Source organism: Bradyrhizobium australiense, from assembly GCF_013114825.1.
GTDB lineage: Bacteria > Pseudomonadota > Alphaproteobacteria > Rhizobiales > Xanthobacteraceae > Bradyrhizobium > Bradyrhizobium australiense.
Genome location: NZ_JAAVLX010000002.1, coordinates 564092 through 584655, shown reverse-complemented (window position 1 = coordinate 584655; position 20564 = coordinate 564092). Strand labels below are relative to the sequence as shown.

Sequence of the window (20564 nt, the reverse complement as noted above, 5' to 3'; positions counted from 1 at the left end):
GGTCAGACCCCCGTCGAAGCGAGATGGACTGCATTTTCGATGCGCTGGTAACAGCCGCAGCGGCAGATGTTGCCGGCCATCGCTTCGCGTATTTGGTCGTGGTTGGGTTTTGGATTTTCAATCAAAAGGGCGGCGGCCTGCATGATCTGGCCTACTTGGCAAAAACCGCATTGCGGGACATTCAGTTGGCGCCAGGCCTTCTGGACCGGATGGTCTCCGGTGGGATGAAGGCCTTCAATTGTCGTGACCTCCCGGCCGACCACGTCGGAAACGGAGGTGATGCAGGCGCGGACGGCCTGTTTATCGACGATCACGGTGCATGCACCGCACAAAGCCTGACCGCAGCCGTATTTCGTGCCTGTCAAGCCGGCCTCATCGCGCAGAAACCAGAGTAATGGAAGATCCGGGTCGCCGTCCCAGCTATGCTCCTGGCTATTGATCTTCACCTTGATCATGATCGTTCCTCGCTTTTCATAAGCTGCTGATGTTTCTTCGACGTGAGCGAGAACATTTTTCTAACCGCTCAACGCCGTTGCTTTACGAGTTTGATCGCAATGCCGGTCCCAGCCGGCCTTGCTTGGAAACCGCAGGCTGAATCGTACGATTTGCTTTTGAATTTTCGTGTGCGGCCATCCTCCTGCCTAAACATTCATTGTACAGGACTGCGCGGCGAGACGGCGCTTAGAGGACGCTATCAGAATGCGCGCCGGATCGACTTCACAACGTGTTGTCTTTGCACTCTATTTTGGACGAAAGCTGGGCCGCCACTCGCAGAGCTGCCAATTTTTCCTGGCGGCCGTTATGCAGGACCCGTTTTGCAAGAATTTGCGAGAAGGCCGCTGTGATCAGCACCGTCGCCGGGTGACCTCTCCTGCTATCTTGCGAGCTGCGCCAGCTTTTCCCAGTCGAATGTGAGTCCGTGGCCGGGCCGCGTCGGCGCCAATGCCATGCCTTCACGGAGGACAAGTGGCTGCTCGATGTAGCTATCGAGCCCAAACCCGTGTGCTTCGAGATAGGAGCGGTTCGGACAGGCCGCGAGCAAATGCACGGTAACGTCATGTGCGCCGTGGCTGGTCACCGGGAGATTGAACGCTTCCGCCAGCCGCGCGATCTTCATGAAAGCCGTAACCCCGCCGCAATTGGTGACGTCGGGCTCGGGATAGGACACCGCGCCGGCCGCGATATAGTTCTTGAACTCCCAGAGCGAGCGCAGGTTTTCGCCGGCCGCGATCGGAACGCCGCCGGCAGCTAAGATGCGAACGTGGCCGGCAATATCGTCGGGAATGATGGGCTCTTCGAGCCAGGTGAGATCGTAGGGTTGCAGCGCGCCCGCCGCGCGGATGGCTTCCTCTACCGTCCATTTCATGTTGGCATCCGCCATCAGCGGGAAGCCGTCGCCAAGATGTTGGCGCATCGCGTGCACGCGCGCGACGTCGGATGCGAGATCGGGGCGGCCCACCTTCATCTTGATGGCGCGAAAGCCCTTGGCGAGATTGTCGTCGGTTTGCTTCAAAAGCCCGTCGATAGACAGATCGAGGTCGATGCCGCCGGCGTAGCAGGGCACGCGGGCGTCGAAGCCGCCTAACATACGAAACAGCGGCAGATTGGCGCGGCGCGACTTCAGGTCCCACAGGGCGATATCGAGGGCAGAGAGCGCCAGCACCGGCGGCCCGCCGCGCCCGCCGTAATGCAAGCCCCACCAGACGTGATGCCAGATGGCTTCGGTATCATCGGCTTCGCGGCCCTCGATCAGTTCGGGAATCTCTCGCCGGAGGATGTCGGCGATCGCGCCGCCGTTGCGGCCGACGGTATAACTATAGCCGACACCTTCGGCCCCGTCGGAATCGCGGACGCGGCATGTCAGCAGTTCGAAGGCTTTGAGTTCGCCATGCGTGCTGTCGGAGAGGGTGACGGGCAGGGGGATCCGGTAGAGTCCGGCCTCGGTTGACTTGATAAGCGCCATTGTGTTTCCACCCGGTCTTTTCATTGCACGTTAGGTCGATCTTGCCTGCTTAGCAATTGCTTGCAGCGCCCTCAGATGGGAACCGCCTCCCAGTCGGTTCGTCCCGTTGTCGTCGAGGCGTTGCGTGCGGCTATGCCGCGTTCAAGGCCTGCGCGATATCAGCGATCAGATCGGATGGGTGCTCGATGCCGATCGACAGCCGGATCGTGCAGTCGAGAACGCCTATTTTTTGCCGAATATCAGCCGGAACGCCGGAGTGAGTCATGCTTGCGGGCAGGCTGGCAAGCGACTCGGTGCCGCCCAGGCTCACCGCCAGCTTGAGGATCTGCAGCGCGTTCAGGAATTTGAATGCTGCGGCTTGGCCGCCGAGAATGTCGAACGAGAATGTCGAGCCCGCACCAGTGCATTGCCTGGCAAACAGGCGGCCGGCAGGGGATTGCTCATCGTGGTGACCAAGGTAATGGACCTTTGCCACTTTGGGGTGATCGCGCAGGTAATCCGCGACGAGCCGCGCGTTTGCGTCAGCCTTCTCCATGCGGATGCCCAGCGTTTCGAGCGACCGGCTGATCATCCAGCATGAATGCGGGTCCAGCTGGGTGCCAATCGCGCCTCGCAACGCTTTGATGTCTTTCATGAGTGCTTTTGAGCCGAGCGCAGCGCCTGCGATCAAATCGGAATGTCCGCCGATATATTTGGTCAGCGAGTACAGCGAAAGATCCGCGCCGTGTTCGATTGGTCGCTGAAACACCGGGCCGAGCAACGTATTGTCGCACGCAATGATCGGTGTATTTCCCTGGGCCGGCCCGATCATCTCGGCGACGCGACGGACCATCGCTATGTCGACCAGGCCGTTGGTGGGATTGGCCGGCGTCTCAATGAAAATCATCGCAACCCGGCCTTTGCGCATGGCGTCCTGCGCTGCCGCTCTGACCGCCGCTTCGTCAATGCCGTCGGAAAAGCCCACCGCGCCGATGGAGAGTTGCGCAAGCGTTTTTGCAAACAAAGTCTCCGTCCCGCCATAGAGTGGTTGCGAGTGCAGGATGACGTCGCCGGGACGGACGAAGGCCAGGATTGTGGTCGAAATCGCGGCCATGCCCGAAGAGAACAGCGCGCAATTCTCGGCGCGCTCGTAGACCGAGAGCCTGTCCTCGACGATCTCGCTATTGGGGTGATTGAAACGTGAGTAGACCAAACCCGCGCCCATTCCCTCGGGCGGCTCGCGCCGGCCCGCAACATAATCGAAGAAGTCCTGTCCGTCTTCGGCGGTCCTGAAGACGAAAGTCGAGGTCAGGAAGACCGGTGGTTTGACGGCTCCTTCCGACAATTGCGGATCGTAGCCGTAGTTCAGCATCAGCGTTTCCGGGTGCAGCATGTGGTTGCCGATGTGGGTCTTCGACGGAAACGGTTTCACCATGGGCTGTCTCCCTGTCGGGATGCGGAAGGTCGCATTGGGTTGGAGGTGCGCAATCACGAGGCGATCGGGAGTGATGGATGCTACGGCATCCAGCGGCTCCGGTTAGGCCGCCAGCGTAGCAACAATCGGGACCGATTTCACCGGAAGGGGAGTTCGGAACTCTTGTCCGGGGCTGCTCGTTGCCGTGTTGACAGGAACTGCAAACGAAGACCTCGTTTTGTCCTCTTCAGGCGCCGAGCGGACATCACGTCTAATTTAGGTGCTTAGGTTTTTTCTGTCCCGAGCAACGGCGACAGGCGAATGATCGTCAGGCATGGACCGCGACCTTCAATGCCTCAGCGCGGATCTCTTCGACGAGCCGTTCCTTCAGGCTGACGAATTCGGGCGTGGTCTTGATCTTGTAGGATCTCGGGTGGGGCAGATCGACCGCGATCTCGGCCTTGATGCGGCCCGGACGGGCGCTCATTACGATGACGCGGCTGCCCAGGAAGATCGCCTCTTCGATATCGTGGGTGACGAACAGCACGGTTTTCTGATCGCGCTCCCAGATGCCGAGCAGCATTTCCTGCATCAGCACGCGGGTTTGGTTGTCCAGCGCGCCGAAAGGTTCGTCGAGCAGCAGGATTTTTGGATCGTTGGCGAGGGCTCGCGCAATCGCCGTGCGTTGCTGCATGCCGCCGGAGAGTTGCTTCGGCCAATGATTCTCAAAGCCCGACAGACCGACCCGATCGATGAAGCCGTCGGCGATCTTGCCGCGATCCGCTTCGGAAACACCGCGCTCGCGCAGGCCGAACGCGATGTTTTCGCGCACGCTGAGCCATGGAAACAGCGTGTAGGACTGAAACACCATGCCGCGATCCGCCCCAGGTCCCGTGACCTCTTGCCCGTCGAGAATGACGCGGCCGCTGGTCGGCCGGTCAAGCCCGGCGACGATGCGCAGCAAGGTTGATTTCCCGCAGCCCGATGGGCCGAGGATGGTAACGAAGTCATTGTTGCGGACGTTGAGGTCGATCGGTTCAAGCGCGCGGGTCGGCGCATGGCCCTGGCGCGCGGGGAAGGTGCGGGCGACCTGATCGATCTTTAACTCGGTCATGCCAGTTTCCACGGAAACAGCCACGCGTTGAAGGCCTTGAACAGAAAGTCTGATATGAGCCCGATCAGTCCGATCACGATGATGCCGAAGATGATTTGGCCGGTGTTGAGCAGGGCCTGGCTGTCGGTGATCATATGGCCGATGCCTGACGATGAACCGATCAGCTCGGCGACGATGACGTAGGTCCACGCCCAGCCGAGAACGAGCCGAAGGATTTCAGCAACCTCGGGCGCGGAAGAGGGCAGCAGCACCCGGTTGATGATGCCGCGGTCGCCGGCGCCGAGCGTGTAGGCTGCTTCAACGAGGTCGCGCCTGGTGTTTCCGACCGTCACGGTGACCATCAGGATAATCTGGAACACCGAGCCGATGAAGATGACCAGCAGCTTCTGCAGTTCGCCAATACCCGCCCACAGGATCAGCAGGGGAATGAAGGCCGAGGCGGGCAAGTAGCGGGCGAACGAGACGAACGGCTCCATGAACGCTTCGATCGGCTTGTAGGCTCCCATCAAAACGCCGAGCGGCACCGCGATGATGGTCGCCAGCACAAAGCCGCCGACGACCCGCCAGATCGTCATGCCGATGTCGAACAGGAAGCCGTGAGTTGTCAGCAGCTCCCAACCCTCCTGCAGCATGGTCAGCGGGTTGGCGAGAAACGTCTTGGAGACGTAGCCGCCGAAAGTCGCCCAAGCCCACACGGCAACGAAGAGCACGAAAAAAGCCAGACCATAGGCCGCACGCTGCCTCGATGTCACGGGATCCAGGGGACGTATCACGGGGCATATCCTAAAAAGCGGTACGCTGATCGCCGTCGTCCCGCTCTCATGACCGAAAGCGAGACTGACGCGGCGCGCACCAAAACTACTTGATGAAGCTCGCGTCGAAGAGGTCGTCGATCTTCGGAACCGATTTGATGACGCCGATCTCGAGCAACAGGTCTGCAGCTTCCTTGTTGAAGGTCAGGAATTCGCCCGCGAAGAATGTCTGGTTCGCAGCCTTGTCCTGCCAGCGCAGAAATTTGGCCGAGTTGCCGAACTGCTCGCCGGACTGTTTTACGTCGGCGCCCATAATCTCATAGGACTTGGCCTGATCCTTTTCGATCAAGGCGACCGCCTCGAAGTAGCTGTCGGCCAGCGCCTTGGCGGCTTTCGGGTTCTCGGTGAGGAACTTCGGCGTGCAGCCGAACGTGTCCATCACCATCGGATAGTCGAGCGTGGTGGCGATGATCTTGCCTTTATCGGGTGCCGCACGCACCGTCGAGAGGTAGGGCTCATAGGTCATGGCGGCATCGTTCTGGCCGGAAACGAATGCCTGTGCCGCCGCCGCCGGCTCCAGGTTCACGATTGTGACATCCTTGACCGAGAGGCCGTTCTTCTTGAGCATCCAGGCTAGGGCAAAATAGGGCGAGGTGCCTGGTGCGGACGCGGCAACCGTCTTGCCCTTCAGGTCCTTGATCGAGGCGATGTCGTTTCGCGTCGCCATGCCATCGGCGCCGTAGCTCTTGTCGAGCTGGAAGATCTGCTTGGTCGCGACACCATTGGCATTCCAGGATATCCAGGTCTCGACGGTGGTCGCCGCGCACTGGATGTCGCCCGACGCGATAGCCAGATGGCGGTCTTTCTGCGGGATCTTCCTGATCGTCACATCGAGCCCGTTCTTCTTGAAGATGCCCGCCTGATTTGCGAGCGTGAGCGGCGCAAAACCGGTCCATCCGGAAATGCCGATGCCGACCCTCACGTCCTGGGCGGCGGCCGGGGCGGCCAACAGGAGAGCGGCGGTTGCCGCGAAAATTCCAAAACTACGCATGGCTGTATCCCTTTTGCTGGTTCATCGACTGGTCTTCATTGCTCGTTGCGGCGAAGCTGTTGCCAAAACTGCTGCATAGCTTGTGCCAGGTCTTGCATGCATTGTTATCCCTCTCAGCCGCCTCTGAAGCGAGCAACCAGTTTATGGGACTCGCCCGGATAGAGCAGGCGCACGGCCGTCAGCGGCCGGGCGCTGCGCCAGGTATGTCGGTCGATCACCAGGCAAGGGGCGCCGATCGCGATATCCAGCGCCGCCGCGGCCTGCTCGTCAGCCACGATGGCACTGATGGAATGCTCGGCTTCAGTCCATGGCACATGGTGAAGCAGCCATGAGCCGGGCGGCTCGGTCGCAAAATCCGCCGCAGCCGCTTCGGGCACGGCGTCGAGATCGATCAGCCTGTCCTCGATGGCGAACGGCACGTTGTCGGCGCTGTGACGGCAGGCAATCGCGATCACCTTTCCGGATTTACCTGCTCCAAGGCGGGTGCGGTCGGTGGCGTTTGCAGGCCGCCGCGAGCACTGGATCAACTCGTAGCCGTAACTGCGGCCGAGCGCGCTTATCTCTGCGCGGATGTCGGCGATCTTGAGCACCGCCGACAGAAATGTGGGCCGGCGGACAAAGCTGCCAGCCTTGCGCCGCCGCTCGATAAGATCGGCTTGCGCTAGTTCCGACAGCGCCTTGCTCACCGTCATGCGCGAGCAGCCATAGCGCGACATCAGCTCGTGCTCGAACGGAATGCGGTGACCGGGCGGCCATTCTCCGGTCAGGATGCGGCGCTCGATGTCGATCCGGATCTGCTTGTACAGCGTCGGCTTGTCGGCCGGTTGGAGTTTGCCGCGATCGGTGGCGAGGCTCATGCCATGAGCCTCCGCACCGTGTTATTGAACGTGTTACGCGCGCTCTCGCGGAGCCTGTGACGTCCACCCTCGACGATCTTGGTGCCGCCTGCCCAAACAGTGTCGATGGCACCTTTGCCCGCTGCAAAAATCCAGCCGTCGAGGATAGCGTCTCCGCGGCGTCCAGCGAGCGAGGGATGGGCGGCGTCGAGGGTCACGATGTCGGCACGTGCACCGGCTTGGATGCCGACAGTCGGCTGTGCGAGCGCTTGGGCGCCGCCGCTGAGTGCGGTATCGAATAGTGCGCGGCCAGTCGATAGACCGGGTCCGCCGGACAGCACGTTGCGCTCGCGGTGTTTCAAGCGCTGACCATATTCGAGCTGACGCAGTTCGTCGGTGACGCCGACCAGCACGTTGGAGTCCGTACCGATACCGAAGTGCCCACAGGCGTCGAGGAACTCGCGGGCCGGAAAAATGCCGTCGCCAAGACTGGCTTCGGTTACCGGGCAAAGTCCGGCGACCGCACCGCTTCTTGCAAGCGCGGTGGTTTCCGTATCGATCATGTGGGTCGCATGGATGAGGCACCAGCGCTGATCGACCGGTGCATGTTCAAGCAGCCACTCAACCGGCCGTCGGCCCGACCAGGCGATGCATTCCTCGACTTCCTTGATCTGTTCGGCGGCATGGATATGCACCGGTCCGGCTTCGGCCAGTGGCGCGATGGCTGCCAATTCGTCCGGCGTCACGGCGCGCAGGCTATGCGGCGCGATACCGACATTGGCTCCGGGCAACGCGTGGACGGCTCTCCGCGTGGCGTCGGTCAGCTTGGCGAATTGGTCGATCGAGCAGATGAACCGGCGCTGGCCGGCGTGTGGCGCGGCGCCGCCGAACGAGCTGTGCGCGTAGAAACTCGGCAGCAGCGTCAGTCCGATGCCCGTGATTTCGGCGGCCCGCACAATTCGCGTCGCCATTTCCGCAGGGTTGGCGTAGGGCGTGCCGTTGTGGTCGTGATGTAGATAGTGGAATTCGCCGACGCGCGTATAGCCTTGCTCGAGCATCTCGGCATAGAGCAGCGTGGCGACGGCTTCGATGTCTTCCGGCGTCATTTCGAGCGCGAAGCGATACATTGTCTCGCGCCAAGTCCAGAACGTATCGGCAGAATTGCCACGGGTTTCGGCGAGCCCCGCCATGCCACGCTGAAACGCATGACTATGCAGGCTCGCTATGCCGGGAATTGCCAGTCTGTGGCGTTCGTCGCGCGGTCCCGGCGCCAAGCCGGCTGTAACCTTCGCGATGGTCTGATCCGTCACCTCCACCTGCACGTCATCGGCCCACCCCGGGGGGAGCAGCGCTGATGCGAAATGCAGTGTTGGCATATTTCGAAACCGGCTGGACAGAACACCCATACGATTTTATGTATAGACATATCGATACGTCAAGCTCCTGCCTTTGAGGAGAGCTGCATGGCCGAGCGCTTCGATCGAATCTGGCTCAACGCCCGGCTCGCCACGGTTCGGGAGGATCTGCCCGGGCTCGGCGTGATCGAGGACGGCCTGATCGCGGCGCGCGATGGCCGCATCGCCTTCGCGGGCAGCCGTTCCGATTTTCCATCGGACGCTGATGCGGCCGAGCGGATCGATTGCGCCGGACGCTGGATCACGCCGGGGCTGGTGGATTGTCACACCCATCTGGTTTTTGGCGGTAACCGCGCGCATGAGTTCGAGTTGCGGCTGCAGGGTGCAAGCTACGAAGAGATCGCGCGCGCGGGCGGCGGCATTGTCTCCACCGTCGCGGCGACGCGGGCGTCCAGCGAGGCCGAGCTTATTGCCGACGCGCTGCTAAGGCTCGACGCCCTGATCGGCGAGGGCGTGACGACGCTGGAGATAAAGTCCGGCTACGGGCTCGATACGGAAACCGAGATGCGTCAGCTCTCGGCCGCGCGTGCTCTGGGTGACAAGCGGCCGATCGCCATCAAGGCGACGTTTCTTGGCGCGCATGCGACGCCTCCGGAAGCTGACGGCGACAAGGATCGATATATCGATCTTGTCTGCCGCGAGATGTTGCCGGCGATAGCGCAGGCCGGATTAGCCGACGCCGTCGATGCCTTCATGGAGGGCATTGCGTTCTCGGGAGAGCAAACGGCACGGGTTTTCCGCGCCGCGAAGGCGCTTGGATTGCCGGTCAAGCTGCATGCGGATCAATTGTCGAACCTCGGCGGCGCCGCGCTTGCTGCGGAATTCTCGGCGTTGTCGGCCGATCATCTGGAGCACACAGATGATGCCGGCGCCGCTGCGATGGGGCGGGCAGGAACGGTTGCCGTGCTGCTGCCGGGTGCGTTCTATTTTCTTCGCGAGACGACAAAGCCGCCGGTCGAACTGTTCCGCGCCCGCGGCGTGAACATGGCGCTAGCGACCGACTGCAATCCCGGAAGTTCGCCGCTCACATCGCTTCTGCTGGTCATGAATATGGCCGCGACCCTGTTCCGGCTGACCGTCGCCGAATGCCTCGCCGGTGTAACGCGGGAAGGTGCGCGCGCACTGGGTATTCTCGGCGAGACCGGTACGCTCCAGGCCGGGAAATGGTGCGATCTCGCCATCTGGGAGATCGATCGGCCGGCCGAGCTCGTTTACCGGATAGGCTTCAATCCTTTGCGCAGCCGGGTCTGGAGAGGACAGTGAGCCGCACCGACGCCTCCGTTGTGGTTTCGCCTGGCAGGGTCGGCCTCGACGATCTGGCGCAAGTCCTGGCCGGCGCGCCGGTTGTGCTCGATCCATCGTTCTGGCCGCGCGTTGAGGCTGCATCCGCGATTGTTGCGGCAGCCGCGCGCGCGGAAGCTCCCGTCTATGGCATCAATACCGGGTTCGGAAAACTGGCGTCGAAACGGATTGCTGCCGACCAGACGGCGCGGCTGCAGCATAATCTCATCGTGTCGCATTGCTGCGGGGTAGGGCTGCCGACGCCGGAGCCGATCGTTCGCCTGATGATGGCGCTGAAGATCGTCTCGCTCGGGCGGGGCGCATCGGGCGTGCGCCGCGAAATCATCGAGCAACTCCAGGCCATGCTGGCGAAGGGCATTTGTCCGCTGGTGCCGCAGCAGGGATCGGTCGGAGCGTCCGGCGATCTGGCGCCGCTTGCGCATATGACCGCCGTCATGATCGGCGAGGGGCAGGCGCTGGTCGGCGGAAGCATTGTGCCGGCCCGCGATGCGCTGGCTGCCGTCGGTGTTGCGCCGGTGGCGCTCGGTCCGAAGGAAGGTCTTGCGCTGATCAATGGCACGCAGTTTTCGACGGCCTATGCCATTTCCGGCTTGCTGCGCGCCCATAGCCTCGTCACCGCGGCTGTGGTGACCGGCGCCTTGTCGGTCGATGCGGCGATGGCGTCGACGGCGCCGTTTCGTCCGGAGATCCAGCAACTGCGCGGGCATTCCGGGCAAATCGCCGCCGGCTTGGCCCTGACGGCACTGCTTGAGGGTAGCGATATCCGCATGTCGCATCTCGAGGGCGACGAGCGCGTGCAAGATCCTTATTGCCTGCGTTGCCAGCCGCAGGTGGCCGGCGCGGCGATCGACCTTTTGACGGAAGCCGCACGCACGCTGACGATCGAAGCCAACGCCGTCACGGATAATCCGCTGGTGCTGGTCGAGACCGGTGAGATCGTCTCAGGTGGCAACTTTCACGCGGAGCCGGTCGCGTTTGCTGCCGACCAGATTGCGCTGGCGCTGTCCGAAATCGGCGCGATCAGCGAACGACGCATCGCGACCCTCGTCGATCCCGCGCTCAACTTCGGCCTGCCGCCGTTCCTGACTCCCGATCCCGGCCTCAACTCTGGCTTCATGATCGCCGAAGTGACGGCGGCCGCGCTATATGCCGAGAACAAGCAGCGCGCTGCGGCCTGCTCGATCGATTCGACGCCGACCAGCGCCAACCAGGAAGATCATGTGTCGATGGCCGCGCACGCGGCGCGCCGCTTGTCTGATATGGCGGACAACCTCGCCACCATCCTCGGTATCGAGCTACTGGTTGCGGCGCAGGGCATCGGGCTGCGCGCCCCGCATTCGACCAGTCCTGCACTTGCGGCAGTTATTGCAGCGTTGCGTGAGCAGGTCCCGGCGCTGGGTAGCGACCGCTACATGGCCGACGATCTCGCCAAGGCAGCGGCGATGGTTGAAGCCGGCGCATTGCCGGCCGCCGCGATGTCGGTGCTTGAGAGTAACCCGTTTCCAATCCTTGCCGAGAGAGGCCCTTTGTGATGAACCGCCGACTGGACAACGAACGCATCATCCGGGCACCCCGCGGGCCTGAGATCAGCGCCAAGAGTTGGTTGACGGAAGCGCCGCTGCGAATGCTGATGAACAATCTCGATCCTGATGTCGCCGAACGGCCGAGCGAGCTCGTCGTCTATGGCGGAATTGGCCGTGCCGCCCGCGACTGGGACAGCTTTGACCGGATCGTTGCCTCGCTGTGCAAGCTCGAAGGCGACCAGACACTGGTCGTTCAGTCGGGCAAGCCGGTCGGAATTTTCCGCACCCATGCCGATGCGCCGCGCGTACTGATCGCGAACTCGAATCTGGTGCCGCACTGGGCGACGCTCGATCACTTCAATGCCCTCGACAAGGCCGGGCTGATGATGTTCGGGCAGATGACGGCCGGATCGTGGATCTACATCGGTAGTCAGGGCATCGTGCAAGGGACGTACGAAACATTTGTCGAGGTCGGGCGGCGTCACTACGGCGGCAACCTCGCGGGTAAGTGGATCTTGACGGCGGGTCTCGGCGGGATGGGCGGCGCGCAGCCGCTTGCCGCCACCATGGCCGGGGCGTCAATGCTCGCGATCGAATGCCAGCCGAGCCGCATCGAAATGCGTTTGCGCACGGGTTATCTCGACCGGAAAGCAAGCTCGCTCGACGAGGCGCTCGCGATCATGGCGGAGGCGGCGCAGAACAAGGAGGCAATCTCGGTCGGCCTGCTCGGCAATGCCGCTGAAATTTTTCCCGAGCTGGTGCGCCGTGGCGTCAGGCCGGACATCGTTACCGATCAGACCAGCGCGCACGATCCCATCAACGGCTATTTGCCGAGGGGATGGACGCTCGCCGAGTGGGAGTCGAAACGCGAGGCCGATCCGAAGGCGGTTGAAGTCGCGGCGAAGACCTCGATGGTCGGCCACGTCCAGGCCATGCTGGATTTTCACGCGCAGGGCATTCCCACGCTCGACTACGGCAACAACATTCGCCAGATGGCGAAGGATATGGGCCTGAAGAACGCGTTCGATTTCCCCGGTTTCGTTCCGGCCTACATCCGTCCGCTGTTCTGCCGCGGCGTCGGCCCGTTCCGGTGGGCGGCGCTATCAGGAGACCCCGAAGACATTTTCCGCACCGACGCCAAGGTCAAGGAGTTGATGCCTGATGACAAGCATCTTCACAACTGGCTCGACATGGCGAAGGCACGGATCAAGTTCCAGGGACTCCCGGCACGAATCTGCTGGGTTGGCCTGGGCGACCGCCACCGGCTCGGCATGGCGTTCAATGAAATGGTGACGCGCGGCGAACTGAAAGCGCCGATCGTCATCGGGCGCGATCATCTCGACAGCGGCTCGGTGGCGAGCCCGAATCGCGAAACCGAAGCGATGCGCGACGGTTCGGATGCGGTGTCGGACTGGCCGCTCATCAATGCGCTGCTCAATTGTGCCAGCGGAGCCACCTGGGTCTCGCTCCATCATGGTGGCGGCGTCGGGATCGGCTATTCGCAGCACGCCGGCATGGTTATTGTCGCCGATGGTACGCCGGAGGCCGCGCGCCGCCTTGAGCGGGTGTTGTGGAACGATCCGGCATCAGGAGTCATGCGTCATGCCGACGCCGGCTATGAAAGTGCGATTGAATGTGCCCGCGCCAATGGGCTCGATCTGCCCGGTCTGACGTCGTAGCGCAAGATGTCTTAGGAAAGCTTTTCGGAGCTGGCAATAGTGAGCGCAGCACCTGAGGTTTTCTTTCAAGATCTCGAACGTGTATGACCGATGCCGATTATGGCATCGAGCGCAGCCGATGATCGGTGAGGTGAACTTGGTAATTGTTACGCGCGGAATGCGAGGCATCCAGGCGCAGATTCATTAGCGCGACTTATGCCGCGCATTGTTACTTCCAATTTTACAAGCTGAATTCTCTCCCGTTACCTGCACGCATCGACGCGGCTTGCGCAAGTGAAGCGGTCGGACGCAAACGCTGGTTCATCAACACGGGGCGAGATTGTTATGTCTGAAGCTGACAAGGCGGATTGCAAGCTATCTTCGGCGAAACGTTCGACTGTGAAGAGGAGCTTGTCCAGGCGCTCTCTTCTCAAGGCGAGCGCCGCTGCTGCGGGGGCTGCGATCGGCTCCGATGTCGTCCGTGGCTTTCCCACTATTTGGGCGCAGGAGATCAAGGACATCGAACTGCGCCATGTTGGCGTGTCCTATTCGGTGGTCAAGGCGATCGGCGACCAGGCCGCCAAGGACCTCGGCTTCAAGGTGACGATGCAGAACCTGGACACATCGGCCGCGATCAACCGCTTCATCAGCCAACCCGACTCTGTCGACATCGCTGACCTCGAGGGATGGCAAGCCAAGCTGGCGGCGAAGCGCTCGGTGATCCAGGGCATCGAGGTCAAGAAGATCAGGGAATTCGACAATATCCTGCCGATCTTCACCAAGGGAGAGATCGACGGTCACAGGATCCCGCGGCAAGGCATTTCACCGTATGAGGCCATGTATATCGCCAAGCCGAACGCGACCGAGCTGCATGACGGTGTCACCGAATGGGCGACCTTCCTGCCGCAGGTCTACAATGCCGACTCGATCGGTTATCGGCCCGATCTCGTCGGGCATGAGGTCACCGAGTGGAAGGATTTGATCGACCCGAAATTCAAGGGCAAAGCGGCCATCCTCGACGTCCCCGCGATCGGCATCATGGATGCCGCCCTGAGTTTCGAAAGCGCCGGTCTGATCAAATACGGCAACAAGGGTAATATGACCAAGCAGGAGATCGACTTCACCTGCGAAAAGCTGATCGAGTTGAAGAAGTCCGGGCAGTTCCGCGCGACGTGGACCACCTTCGATCAGTCTGTCCAGCTCATGGCAGCCGGCGAGGTGGTGATCCAGTCGATGTGGTCGCCAGCGGTCGCCGCGGTGCGGGTCAAGGAAATTCCATGCGTCTATGCGCCGGTCAATGTCAAGAACGGCAAGGAAGGCTATCGCGGCTGGTGCAACGGCATGGGTTTGATGAAGCATTTGTCGGGCAAGAAGCTCGACGCCGCTTACGAGTATCTAAACTGGTACCTTTCGGGCTGGCAAGGCGGCTTTGTCGGACGCCACGGCTATTACAGCCCGGTGCCGTCGACGGCGAAGAAGTTCCTGACCGCGGCCGAGTGGGACTTCTGGTACGACGGCAAGCCCGCGCCGTCCGTCATCAACGATCCCTACGGTGTGCCGATGGAAAAGGCCGGCACCAAGCGGGACGGTGGCTCGTTCCTGGATCGTGTCAAGAATATCTCCTGCTGGAATACCCTGATGGACGAAGCCGCTTACATGAACAAGCGGTGGAATGACTTCAAGGTCGCCTGATCCGAGATCGGGTGTGCCGATGCGGTAACCCGCGTTGGCACACTGAATGCATAACTCCGAAGCATCGGACAAGATCGGGGCAGGCTAGACGCGATGTCGCGGAAAAATTGGTTTGCATGGCTCTACGTGACGCCGCTGATGCTGGTGCTCGTGCCGTTCTTTCTGGTCCCCATTCTCGTGGTGCTCGTCGCGAGTGTCCTTGAGACCGACGGCTTCGGTGGCCTGATCCCGACCTTTACGCTGGCAAATTACGTCGATGTGCTGACTTCGGCGCAGACGTTTCATCTCTATTCGGCGACGCTGAAGTTCACCACATTAACGTGGCTCTTCACGCTCGTGATTGGCTTTCTCGTTGCCTATTTCCTGGTGTTTCACGTCAAGAACCAGTTGCTGGCGATCAGCCTGTTCCTGATCTGCACGGTGCCGTTCTGGACCTCCAACATTATTCGAATGATTTCCTGGATCCCGTTGCTCGGGAAGGAGGGATTGGTCAATTCGGCGTTGCTCGGAACGGGGCTTATCCGCGAGCCGATTGAAGTGCTGCTGTATTCCGGAATTGCGGTGGTCATCGCCTATGTCCACCAATTGACGATCTTCATGGTAGTTCCGATCTTCAATTCGATGGCCCGCATCGACAAGCGAGTGGTCGAGGCCGCGGTCGATTCCGGCGCAAGCCGCCTCGATGTCATGCGCCTGATCATCATCCCGATGTCGAAGAGCGGCATCGCGCTCGGATCGATCTTCGTCGTCTCGATTGTGATGGGAGACTTTTTCGTCGTCAAGGTGATGTCGGGCGGCGGCTCCGCCTCGGTCGTCAGCGCGTTCTATGAAAACGTCGGCGTGCTGCAATACCCGATCGCCGCTGCAAGCGCGGTGCTGCTGACGGTTGTCCTCATCGTCGCCATTTCCCTCATTCTTCGCACCGTCAATATCCGCCGGGAAATCACGCAATGACGGCTGTCCTCGAAAGGCTCGATGTCCCGATGGTGAAATCCCGCCGTCACGCCGCGGCGCCGCGAAGCGACCGCCGCCCCTGGACCTTCTATGCGCTGGCGGCCGTCTTCACGCTGTATGTGGCCGCGCTCTACGGGCCGATGATCTGCATCTACATTCTTTCGTTCCAGGATGTTCGTGGCGGCCTGGTGTTTCCAATGAAGGGCCGCTCGCTGCACTGGTTTGTCGATCTGTTCACCCAGGTCCGCACCGGGGACGTCAAGGGCTCGTTCGACCGGTCTATCAAGCTTGCTGTGCTCGTCACCGTTATCACGCTGGTGGTCTCGTTCCTGGCGGGGCTGGCCTTCCGCCGCCGGTTCATCGGAGACACTTTCGTATTCTACCTGATGATCGGCAGCCTGGTCGCGCCCGGCCTCGTGCTCGGCATCGGCATCGGGTTGCTGTTCCAATGGCTGGGAATCAACGCGAGCTGGTACACCTCGGCGCTAGGCGCGCAACTGTCCTGGACGCTTCCGTTCGGCGTGCTCGTGATGTTCGCGGTGATGTCCCGCTTCAACAGTGCCTGGGAGGAAGCCGCGCGCGACCTCGGCGCGAGCCGCTGGCAGACCATCGGGCTCGTCGTGATTCCGATCCTCGCGCCGGGTCTCGTCGCCGTCGCCCTGTTCGGTTTCACGCTCTCTTATGACGAGTTCGCCCGCTCGCTGCAGACGGCCGGATCGCTCAATACGCTGCCGCTCGAGATCTGGAGCATGACGCTCAACGTGACGTCGCCCTCGCTGTATGCGTTGGGCACGGTTACCACCATCGTCTCGTTCATCGCGATCGGCGTCAGTATCGGCGCGATCGTCCTGATCAACCGGCGCCGCGGCACCGGTCCAGCAAGCCGTTGAGGAGTTCACGCATGCGTCCCGGCCACGGCGATATCGAACTGGCAGGTCTCTGCAAGAGCTACGACGGCATCACGAACGTCGTGGATGGCGTCAATCTGAAGATACCGGATCGCGCCTATTGCTGCTTCCTTGGGCCGTCGGGCTGCGGCAAGACCACGATTTTGCGGATGATCGCGGGGCATGAAGACCCGACCGCCGGCGAAATCGTAATCGGCGGCGAGAACGTGCTCGGTCTTGCGCCGGTCGAGCGCCGTACGGCCATGATGTTTCAGTCCTACGCGCTGTTTCCGCATTTGACCGTCAGGGACAATATCGCGTTTGCGCTGCGGGTGCGGGGCCAATCCAGGTTGGAGCGCTACAAGGCCGTCGACCTGATGATGGAAAAGGTCCGGCTGACCGAACTGGCCGACCGCTTGCCAGCCAATTTGTCCGGTGGCCAGCAGCAGCGCGTGGCGCTTGCGCGCGCGGCAATCACGGAGCCGCGGGTACTGTTGCTGGATGAGCCGCTATCGGCGCTGGACGAGCAGCTACGCGTGCAGATGCGCCAGGAGCTGCGGCGGATGCAGCGCGAGCTCGGCATCACCTTCGTCCATGTCACGCACACCCAGCTCGAGGCCATCGCACTCGCGGATATCGTTGTCGTGATGGAGAAAGGCAAGATCAAGCAGTCCGGCCCGGCGCGCGATGTCTATGCCTATCCGCGCGACCGCTACGTGGCGGAATTTCTCGGCGGGCAGAACATCTTTTCGGGCAAGGTTGAGCAAGTCGGCTCGGATCACCTCGTGATATCGCAACCCCACCGCACCGGCATTCACGTCGGCGTGCAAGCGGATCGGCGGGTCGGCATCGGCGACCGGATCGATCTGGCGGTACGGCGCGACGACATCGAGCTGATGCGGGCGACCTCGGGTGAACCGGGCGGCGGCGCGACGGCGTTGCCCGGTCGCGTGTTGGCGATCGAGTACCAGGGATCCTTCGTCAAGGTGATGCTCGACACGATTCCCGACGAGGAATTCATCGCCTATGTCCCGGAACGAACGTTCTTCCAGGACCCGTTCAATGTCGGCGATGTCCTGCTGGCCACCTGGTCGGCGGGACGCGCCCGCATACTTGCCTGAAGTCCCATAGCCCTGGAGGTCACGATGATCATCAACTTCACGCTCAACGGCCGGCCCCGCAAGATGGATGTCGAGCCTGCGACTCTGGTCTCCGAGCTGCTTCGCGAGACGCTGAATCTGACCGGTACGCATGTCGGGTGCGACACCAGCCAGTGTGGCGCCTGCACGGTGCTGTTCAATGGCGATGCGGTGAAGAGCTGCACGTTGCTCGCGCCCAGTCTCGACGGCGCTGCATTGACGACGATCGAGGGATTGTCGGCTACCTCAGGTTCCAACCGTTTGCATCCGATGCAGGAGGCGTTTCACGAGAACCACGGCCTGCAATGCGGCTTCTGCACGCCCGGCATGGTGATGACAGCGGTTGCCTTGGCGACAAGGAATCCGGTGCCGACTGAAGCGGAAATACGTCACGGCCTGGAAGGAAACCTGTGCCGCTGCACTGGATATCAGAACATCGTCGCGTCGATCATGGCCGGTGCGGTAGCCATGAACGCGCCCGCCATCGGAGAATGACATGTCGAGCATTATTGGAATTGGCAAGGCGCCGCGCCGGAAGGAAGATTTCCGCTTTCTCACCGGGCGCGGCAGTTACGTCGCCGACATGAAGCGGCCAGACATGACTTTTGGCGTGTTCGTCAGGTCGCCCCATGCGCATGCGATTGTCAGAGGCATCGACAAGACCCACGCACTGGCATCGCCGGGCGTTCAGGCTATTTTGACCGGCAAGGATGTCGCGGCCGACGGCCTGGGATCGCTACCCTGCGGCTGGGGCATTCATGGCACTGACGGGCTTCCGATGAAGGAGCCGCCGTTCCCGATGTTGGCGCAGGGCAAAGTGCGTTTCGTTGGCGACATGGTGGCTTTTGTCGTCGCCGATACCCTGAAGGAGGCGCGGGCTGCGGCCGAACTGCTGGCCGTTGATTACGAGGTTCTGCCCGCCGTGGTCGGCGTACTCGAAGCCGTTCGCGCCGACGCGCCGCTCTTGTTCGACGACGTGCCGAACAACCTGTGCTGCGATTGGGAACTGGGCGACAAGGCGGCCGTCGCAGCCGGGTTTCGGAAAGCAGCACATGTCGCCCGTCTCAGCCTCGTCAACAATCGTCTGATCGGCAATCCCATGGAGCCGCGGGCGGCGATCGCCGAATATGACAGGGGCAGGGATCACTACACGCTTTGGACCACGAGCCAGTTTCCCCACGTGGTGCGCTTTCTGATGGCGGCGCTGGTGCTCAAGCTGCCGGAGCAAAAAGTGCGAGTCGTGGCGCCCGATGTCGGCGGCGGTTTTGGGGTCAAGCAGTTCCACTATGGCGAGGAAGCCGTCATCACCTGGGCGGCGAAGAAGGTGGAGCGGCCGATCAAATGGGTGGCCGACCGCTCGGAAGGCTTTGTCTCGGATCGCCATGGCCGCGATCATGTGACGGAAGCCGAACTGGCGCTCGACGAAAACGGAAAATTCCTGGCCTTCAAGGTGAAAACGCTGGCCAATATGGGCGGCTATCTATCGACCTTCGGACCAAACATTCCGACAAACCTGTACGGGCCGTTGCTCAGCGGCGTCTACACCACGCCGGCGATTTACTGCAACGTCAAGGTGGTCTTTACCAACACCGTCCCGGTTGATGCCTATCGCGGCGCGGGGAGGCCGGAAGCAACCTTTGTGCTTGAGCGCATCGTTGACGTCGCGGCAGCCGAGATGAAGATCGACCGCATCGAACTGCGCCGGCGCAACATGATCGCAAGGGATGCCTATCCCTACCAGACGCCGGTGCTGGTGGAATACGATTCGGGAGATCCGCTCGGGTGCCTCGAGGGCGCATTGACGGCCGCAGATGCCGCCGGGTTCGGCGCGCGCAAGATTGCCTCTGAACGGGCGGGAAGATTCCGAGGTCTCGGCTTTTCCACCTATGTCGAAGCCTGCGGCCTGGCGCCGTCGCGCTTTGCAGGACGCCTCGGCGCGCGTGGCGGACTTTACGAAAGCGCGACTGTCCGCGTCCACCCGACAGGGCAAGTCACTGTGCTGATTGGCACTCACAATCATGGCCAGGGCCACGAGACGACGTTCGCGCAGATCGTGTCGGACAAGCTCGGTGTGCCCTTCGACAGCGTCGATATCGTCTTTGGCGATACCGACCGGGTCCAGTTCGGCATGGGCACGTATGGCTCGCGCTCGCTCGTAGTCGGCGGTGCTGCGCTCTCGAAGGCCAGCGACAAAGTGATCGTGAAGGGTAAGAAGATCGCGGCACATCTGCTCGAGGCGGGTGAGCACGATATCCAGTTTGAGACTGGTGTGTTTTCCGTTGCCGGTACCGATCGCCGCAAGTCGTTCGCGGAAATCGCCGGCGCTGCCTACGTGCCGCATGATTATCCGCTCGAGATTCTGGAGCCGGGCCTGGAGGAGCAGGCCTATTACGATCCGGTCAACTTCACCTATCCCGGCGGCTGCCACATTGCCGAGGTCGAGATCGACCCGGAAACCGGCATCGTGACGCTGGAGAAGTACACCGCGGTCGACGACGTCGGCACCGTTATCAATCCGATGATTGTCGCGGGGCAGTTGCACGGCGGCATCGTTCAGGGCGTCGGGCAGGCGCTGTTCGAGAACGCAGTCTATGACGAGGTCTCGGGCCAGCTCCTGTCTGGCTCGTTCATGGACTACTGCATGCCGCGCGCCGATCATCTTCCCAACATGACGGTCGAGACCCATTCCACGTTCTGCACGCACACGCCCATGGGCGTGAAGGGGTGCGGAGAGGTTGGCACCATCGGGTCACCCGCTGCAGTCATCAACGCCGTCGTCGACGCGCTCTCGCATCTCGGCGTTCATCACGTCGACATGCCTGCGACCCCGAACCGGATCTGGCGCATCATTCAAAATGCCGCGATACCGCAGGCCGCAGAATAGG

At 61.8% G+C, this 20564-nt stretch carries 17 protein-coding genes; 9 read left to right on the top strand and 8 right to left on the bottom strand.

Going from position 1 to position 20564, the window contains the following annotated elements; translation table 11 throughout:
• Window positions 1-2: 2 nt before the first annotated feature.
• The 8 genes from HCN58_RS06315 to HCN58_RS06280 all read right to left on the bottom strand — a co-directional run bounded on the left by HCN58_RS06315 (window position 3) and on the right by HCN58_RS06280 (window position 8485).
• Window positions 3-455, bottom strand: a complete 453-nt coding sequence (locus HCN58_RS06315) for a (2Fe-2S)-binding protein (RefSeq protein ID WP_171578469.1) — start codon at window positions 453-455, stop codon at window positions 3-5.
• A 419-nt stretch (window positions 456-874) separates the two neighbouring features.
• Window positions 875-1963, bottom strand: coding sequence for a mandelate racemase/muconate lactonizing enzyme family protein (locus HCN58_RS06310; protein WP_171578468.1), 1089 nt, complete (start codon window positions 1961-1963; stop codon window positions 875-877).
• A gap of 130 nt (window positions 1964-2093) precedes the next feature.
• Window positions 2094-3377 (bottom strand): cystathionine gamma-synthase family protein, encoded by a 1284-nt coding sequence (locus HCN58_RS06305; protein ID WP_171578467.1) that lies wholly within the window; start codon window positions 3375-3377, stop codon window positions 2094-2096.
• A 307-nt stretch (window positions 3378-3684) separates the two neighbouring features.
• Complete coding sequence (locus tag HCN58_RS06300; RefSeq protein WP_171578466.1) at window positions 3685-4470, bottom strand: ABC transporter ATP-binding protein; 786 nt, start codon at window positions 4468-4470, stop codon at window positions 3685-3687.
• On the bottom strand, window positions 4467-5240 hold the full coding sequence (locus HCN58_RS06295; protein ID WP_171578658.1) for an ABC transporter permease: 774 nt from the start codon (window positions 5238-5240) through the stop codon (window positions 4467-4469). Before HCN58_RS06295 ends, HCN58_RS06300 begins: the two co-directional genes overlap by 4 nt.
• A gap of 88 nt (window positions 5241-5328) precedes the next feature.
• On the bottom strand, window positions 5329-6273 hold the full coding sequence (locus HCN58_RS06290; protein WP_171578465.1) for an ABC transporter substrate-binding protein: 945 nt from the start codon (window positions 6271-6273) through the stop codon (window positions 5329-5331).
• Between the two features lie 113 nt (window positions 6274-6386).
• On the bottom strand, window positions 6387-7130 hold the full coding sequence (hutC, locus tag HCN58_RS06285) for a histidine utilization transcriptional repressor HutC (RefSeq protein WP_171578464.1): 744 nt from the start codon (window positions 7128-7130) through the stop codon (window positions 6387-6389).
• Window positions 7127-8485 carry a formimidoylglutamate deiminase gene (locus tag HCN58_RS06280; protein WP_171578463.1) on the bottom strand — a complete coding sequence of 453 codons (1359 nt, stop codon included), beginning with the start codon at window positions 8483-8485 and terminating at the stop codon, window positions 7127-7129. The genes hutC and HCN58_RS06280 overlap by 4 nt, the downstream gene beginning before the upstream one ends.
• An 87-nt stretch (window positions 8486-8572) precedes the next feature.
• Between HCN58_RS06280 and hutI the strand changes: the two genes are divergently transcribed.
• From hutI to HCN58_RS06235, 9 genes are all read left to right on the top strand, one after another.
• Window positions 8573-9787 (top strand): imidazolonepropionase, encoded by a 1215-nt coding sequence (gene hutI / locus HCN58_RS06275; protein WP_171578462.1) that lies wholly within the window; start codon window positions 8573-8575, stop codon window positions 9785-9787.
• A complete protein-coding gene (gene hutH, locus HCN58_RS06270) occupies window positions 9784-11358 on the top strand; it encodes a histidine ammonia-lyase (RefSeq protein ID WP_311966781.1) in 1575 nt (524 codons plus the stop codon). The genes hutI and hutH overlap by 4 nt, the downstream gene beginning before the upstream one ends.
• Window positions 11358-13028: a urocanate hydratase gene (gene hutU, locus HCN58_RS06265; RefSeq protein WP_171578460.1), complete on the top strand. Its 1671-nt coding sequence runs from the start codon at window positions 11358-11360 to the stop codon at window positions 13026-13028. Before hutH ends, hutU begins: the two co-directional genes overlap by 1 nt.
• 324 nt (window positions 13029-13352) lie before the next feature.
• Window positions 13353-14699 carry an ABC transporter substrate-binding protein gene (locus HCN58_RS06260; RefSeq protein WP_171578459.1) on the top strand — a complete coding sequence of 449 codons (1347 nt, stop codon included), beginning with the start codon at window positions 13353-13355 and terminating at the stop codon, window positions 14697-14699.
• 93 nt (window positions 14700-14792) lie between these two features.
• The gene (locus tag HCN58_RS06255; RefSeq protein ID WP_171578458.1) at window positions 14793-15653 is read left to right on the top strand and encodes an ABC transporter permease; all 861 of its coding nucleotides are present in this window, start codon (window positions 14793-14795) and stop codon (window positions 15651-15653) included.
• Window positions 15650-16543 (top strand): ABC transporter permease, encoded by an 894-nt coding sequence (locus HCN58_RS06250; RefSeq protein ID WP_171578457.1) that lies wholly within the window; start codon window positions 15650-15652, stop codon window positions 16541-16543. The genes HCN58_RS06255 and HCN58_RS06250 overlap by 4 nt, the downstream gene beginning before the upstream one ends.
• Before the next feature lie 11 nt (window positions 16544-16554).
• Complete coding sequence (locus HCN58_RS06245) at window positions 16555-17661, top strand: ABC transporter ATP-binding protein (protein ID WP_171578456.1); 1107 nt, start codon at window positions 16555-16557, stop codon at window positions 17659-17661.
• A gap of 24 nt (window positions 17662-17685) precedes the next feature.
• On the top strand, window positions 17686-18174 hold the full coding sequence (locus HCN58_RS06240) for a (2Fe-2S)-binding protein (RefSeq protein ID WP_171578455.1): 489 nt from the start codon (window positions 17686-17688) through the stop codon (window positions 18172-18174).
• A gap of 1 nt (window position 18175) precedes the next feature.
• Window positions 18176-20563, top strand: coding sequence for a xanthine dehydrogenase family protein molybdopterin-binding subunit (locus tag HCN58_RS06235; protein WP_171578454.1), 2388 nt, complete (start codon window positions 18176-18178; stop codon window positions 20561-20563).
• Window position 20564 lies beyond the last annotated feature (1 nt).

Coding starts and splice junctions, on each gene's coding strand:
- HCN58_RS06315 (WP_171578469.1), bottom strand. CDS start 455: ATGATCAAGGTGAAGATCAATAGCCAGGAGCATAGCTGGGACGGCGAC.
- HCN58_RS06250 (WP_171578457.1), top strand. CDS start 15,650: ATGACGGCTGTCCTCGAAAGGCTCGATGTCCCGATGGTGAAATCCCGC.
- HCN58_RS06245 (WP_171578456.1), top strand. CDS start 16,555: ATGCGTCCCGGCCACGGCGATATCGAACTGGCAGGTCTCTGCAAGAGC.
- HCN58_RS06305 (WP_171578467.1), bottom strand. CDS start 3,377: ATGGTGAAACCGTTTCCGTCGAAGACCCACATCGGCAACCACATGCTG.
- HCN58_RS06280 (WP_171578463.1), bottom strand. CDS start 8,485: ATGCCAACACTGCATTTCGCATCAGCGCTGCTCCCCCCGGGGTGGGCC.
- HCN58_RS06310 (WP_171578468.1), bottom strand. CDS start 1,963: ATGGCGCTTATCAAGTCAACCGAGGCCGGACTCTACCGGATCCCCCTG.
- hutI (WP_171578462.1), top strand. CDS start 8,573: ATGGCCGAGCGCTTCGATCGAATCTGGCTCAACGCCCGGCTCGCCACG.
- hutU (WP_171578460.1), top strand. CDS start 11,358: ATGAACCGCCGACTGGACAACGAACGCATCATCCGGGCACCCCGCGGG.
- HCN58_RS06240 (WP_171578455.1), top strand. CDS start 17,686: ATGATCATCAACTTCACGCTCAACGGCCGGCCCCGCAAGATGGATGTC.
- HCN58_RS06290 (WP_171578465.1), bottom strand. CDS start 6,273: ATGCGTAGTTTTGGAATTTTCGCGGCAACCGCCGCTCTCCTGTTGGCC.
- hutC (WP_171578464.1), bottom strand. CDS start 7,130: ATGAGCCTCGCCACCGATCGCGGCAAACTCCAACCGGCCGACAAGCCG.
- HCN58_RS06255 (WP_171578458.1), top strand. CDS start 14,793: ATGTCGCGGAAAAATTGGTTTGCATGGCTCTACGTGACGCCGCTGATG.
- HCN58_RS06260 (WP_171578459.1), top strand. CDS start 13,353: ATGTCTGAAGCTGACAAGGCGGATTGCAAGCTATCTTCGGCGAAACGT.
- HCN58_RS06300 (WP_171578466.1), bottom strand. CDS start 4,470: ATGACCGAGTTAAAGATCGATCAGGTCGCCCGCACCTTCCCCGCGCGC.
- HCN58_RS06235 (WP_171578454.1), top strand. CDS start 18,176: ATGTCGAGCATTATTGGAATTGGCAAGGCGCCGCGCCGGAAGGAAGAT.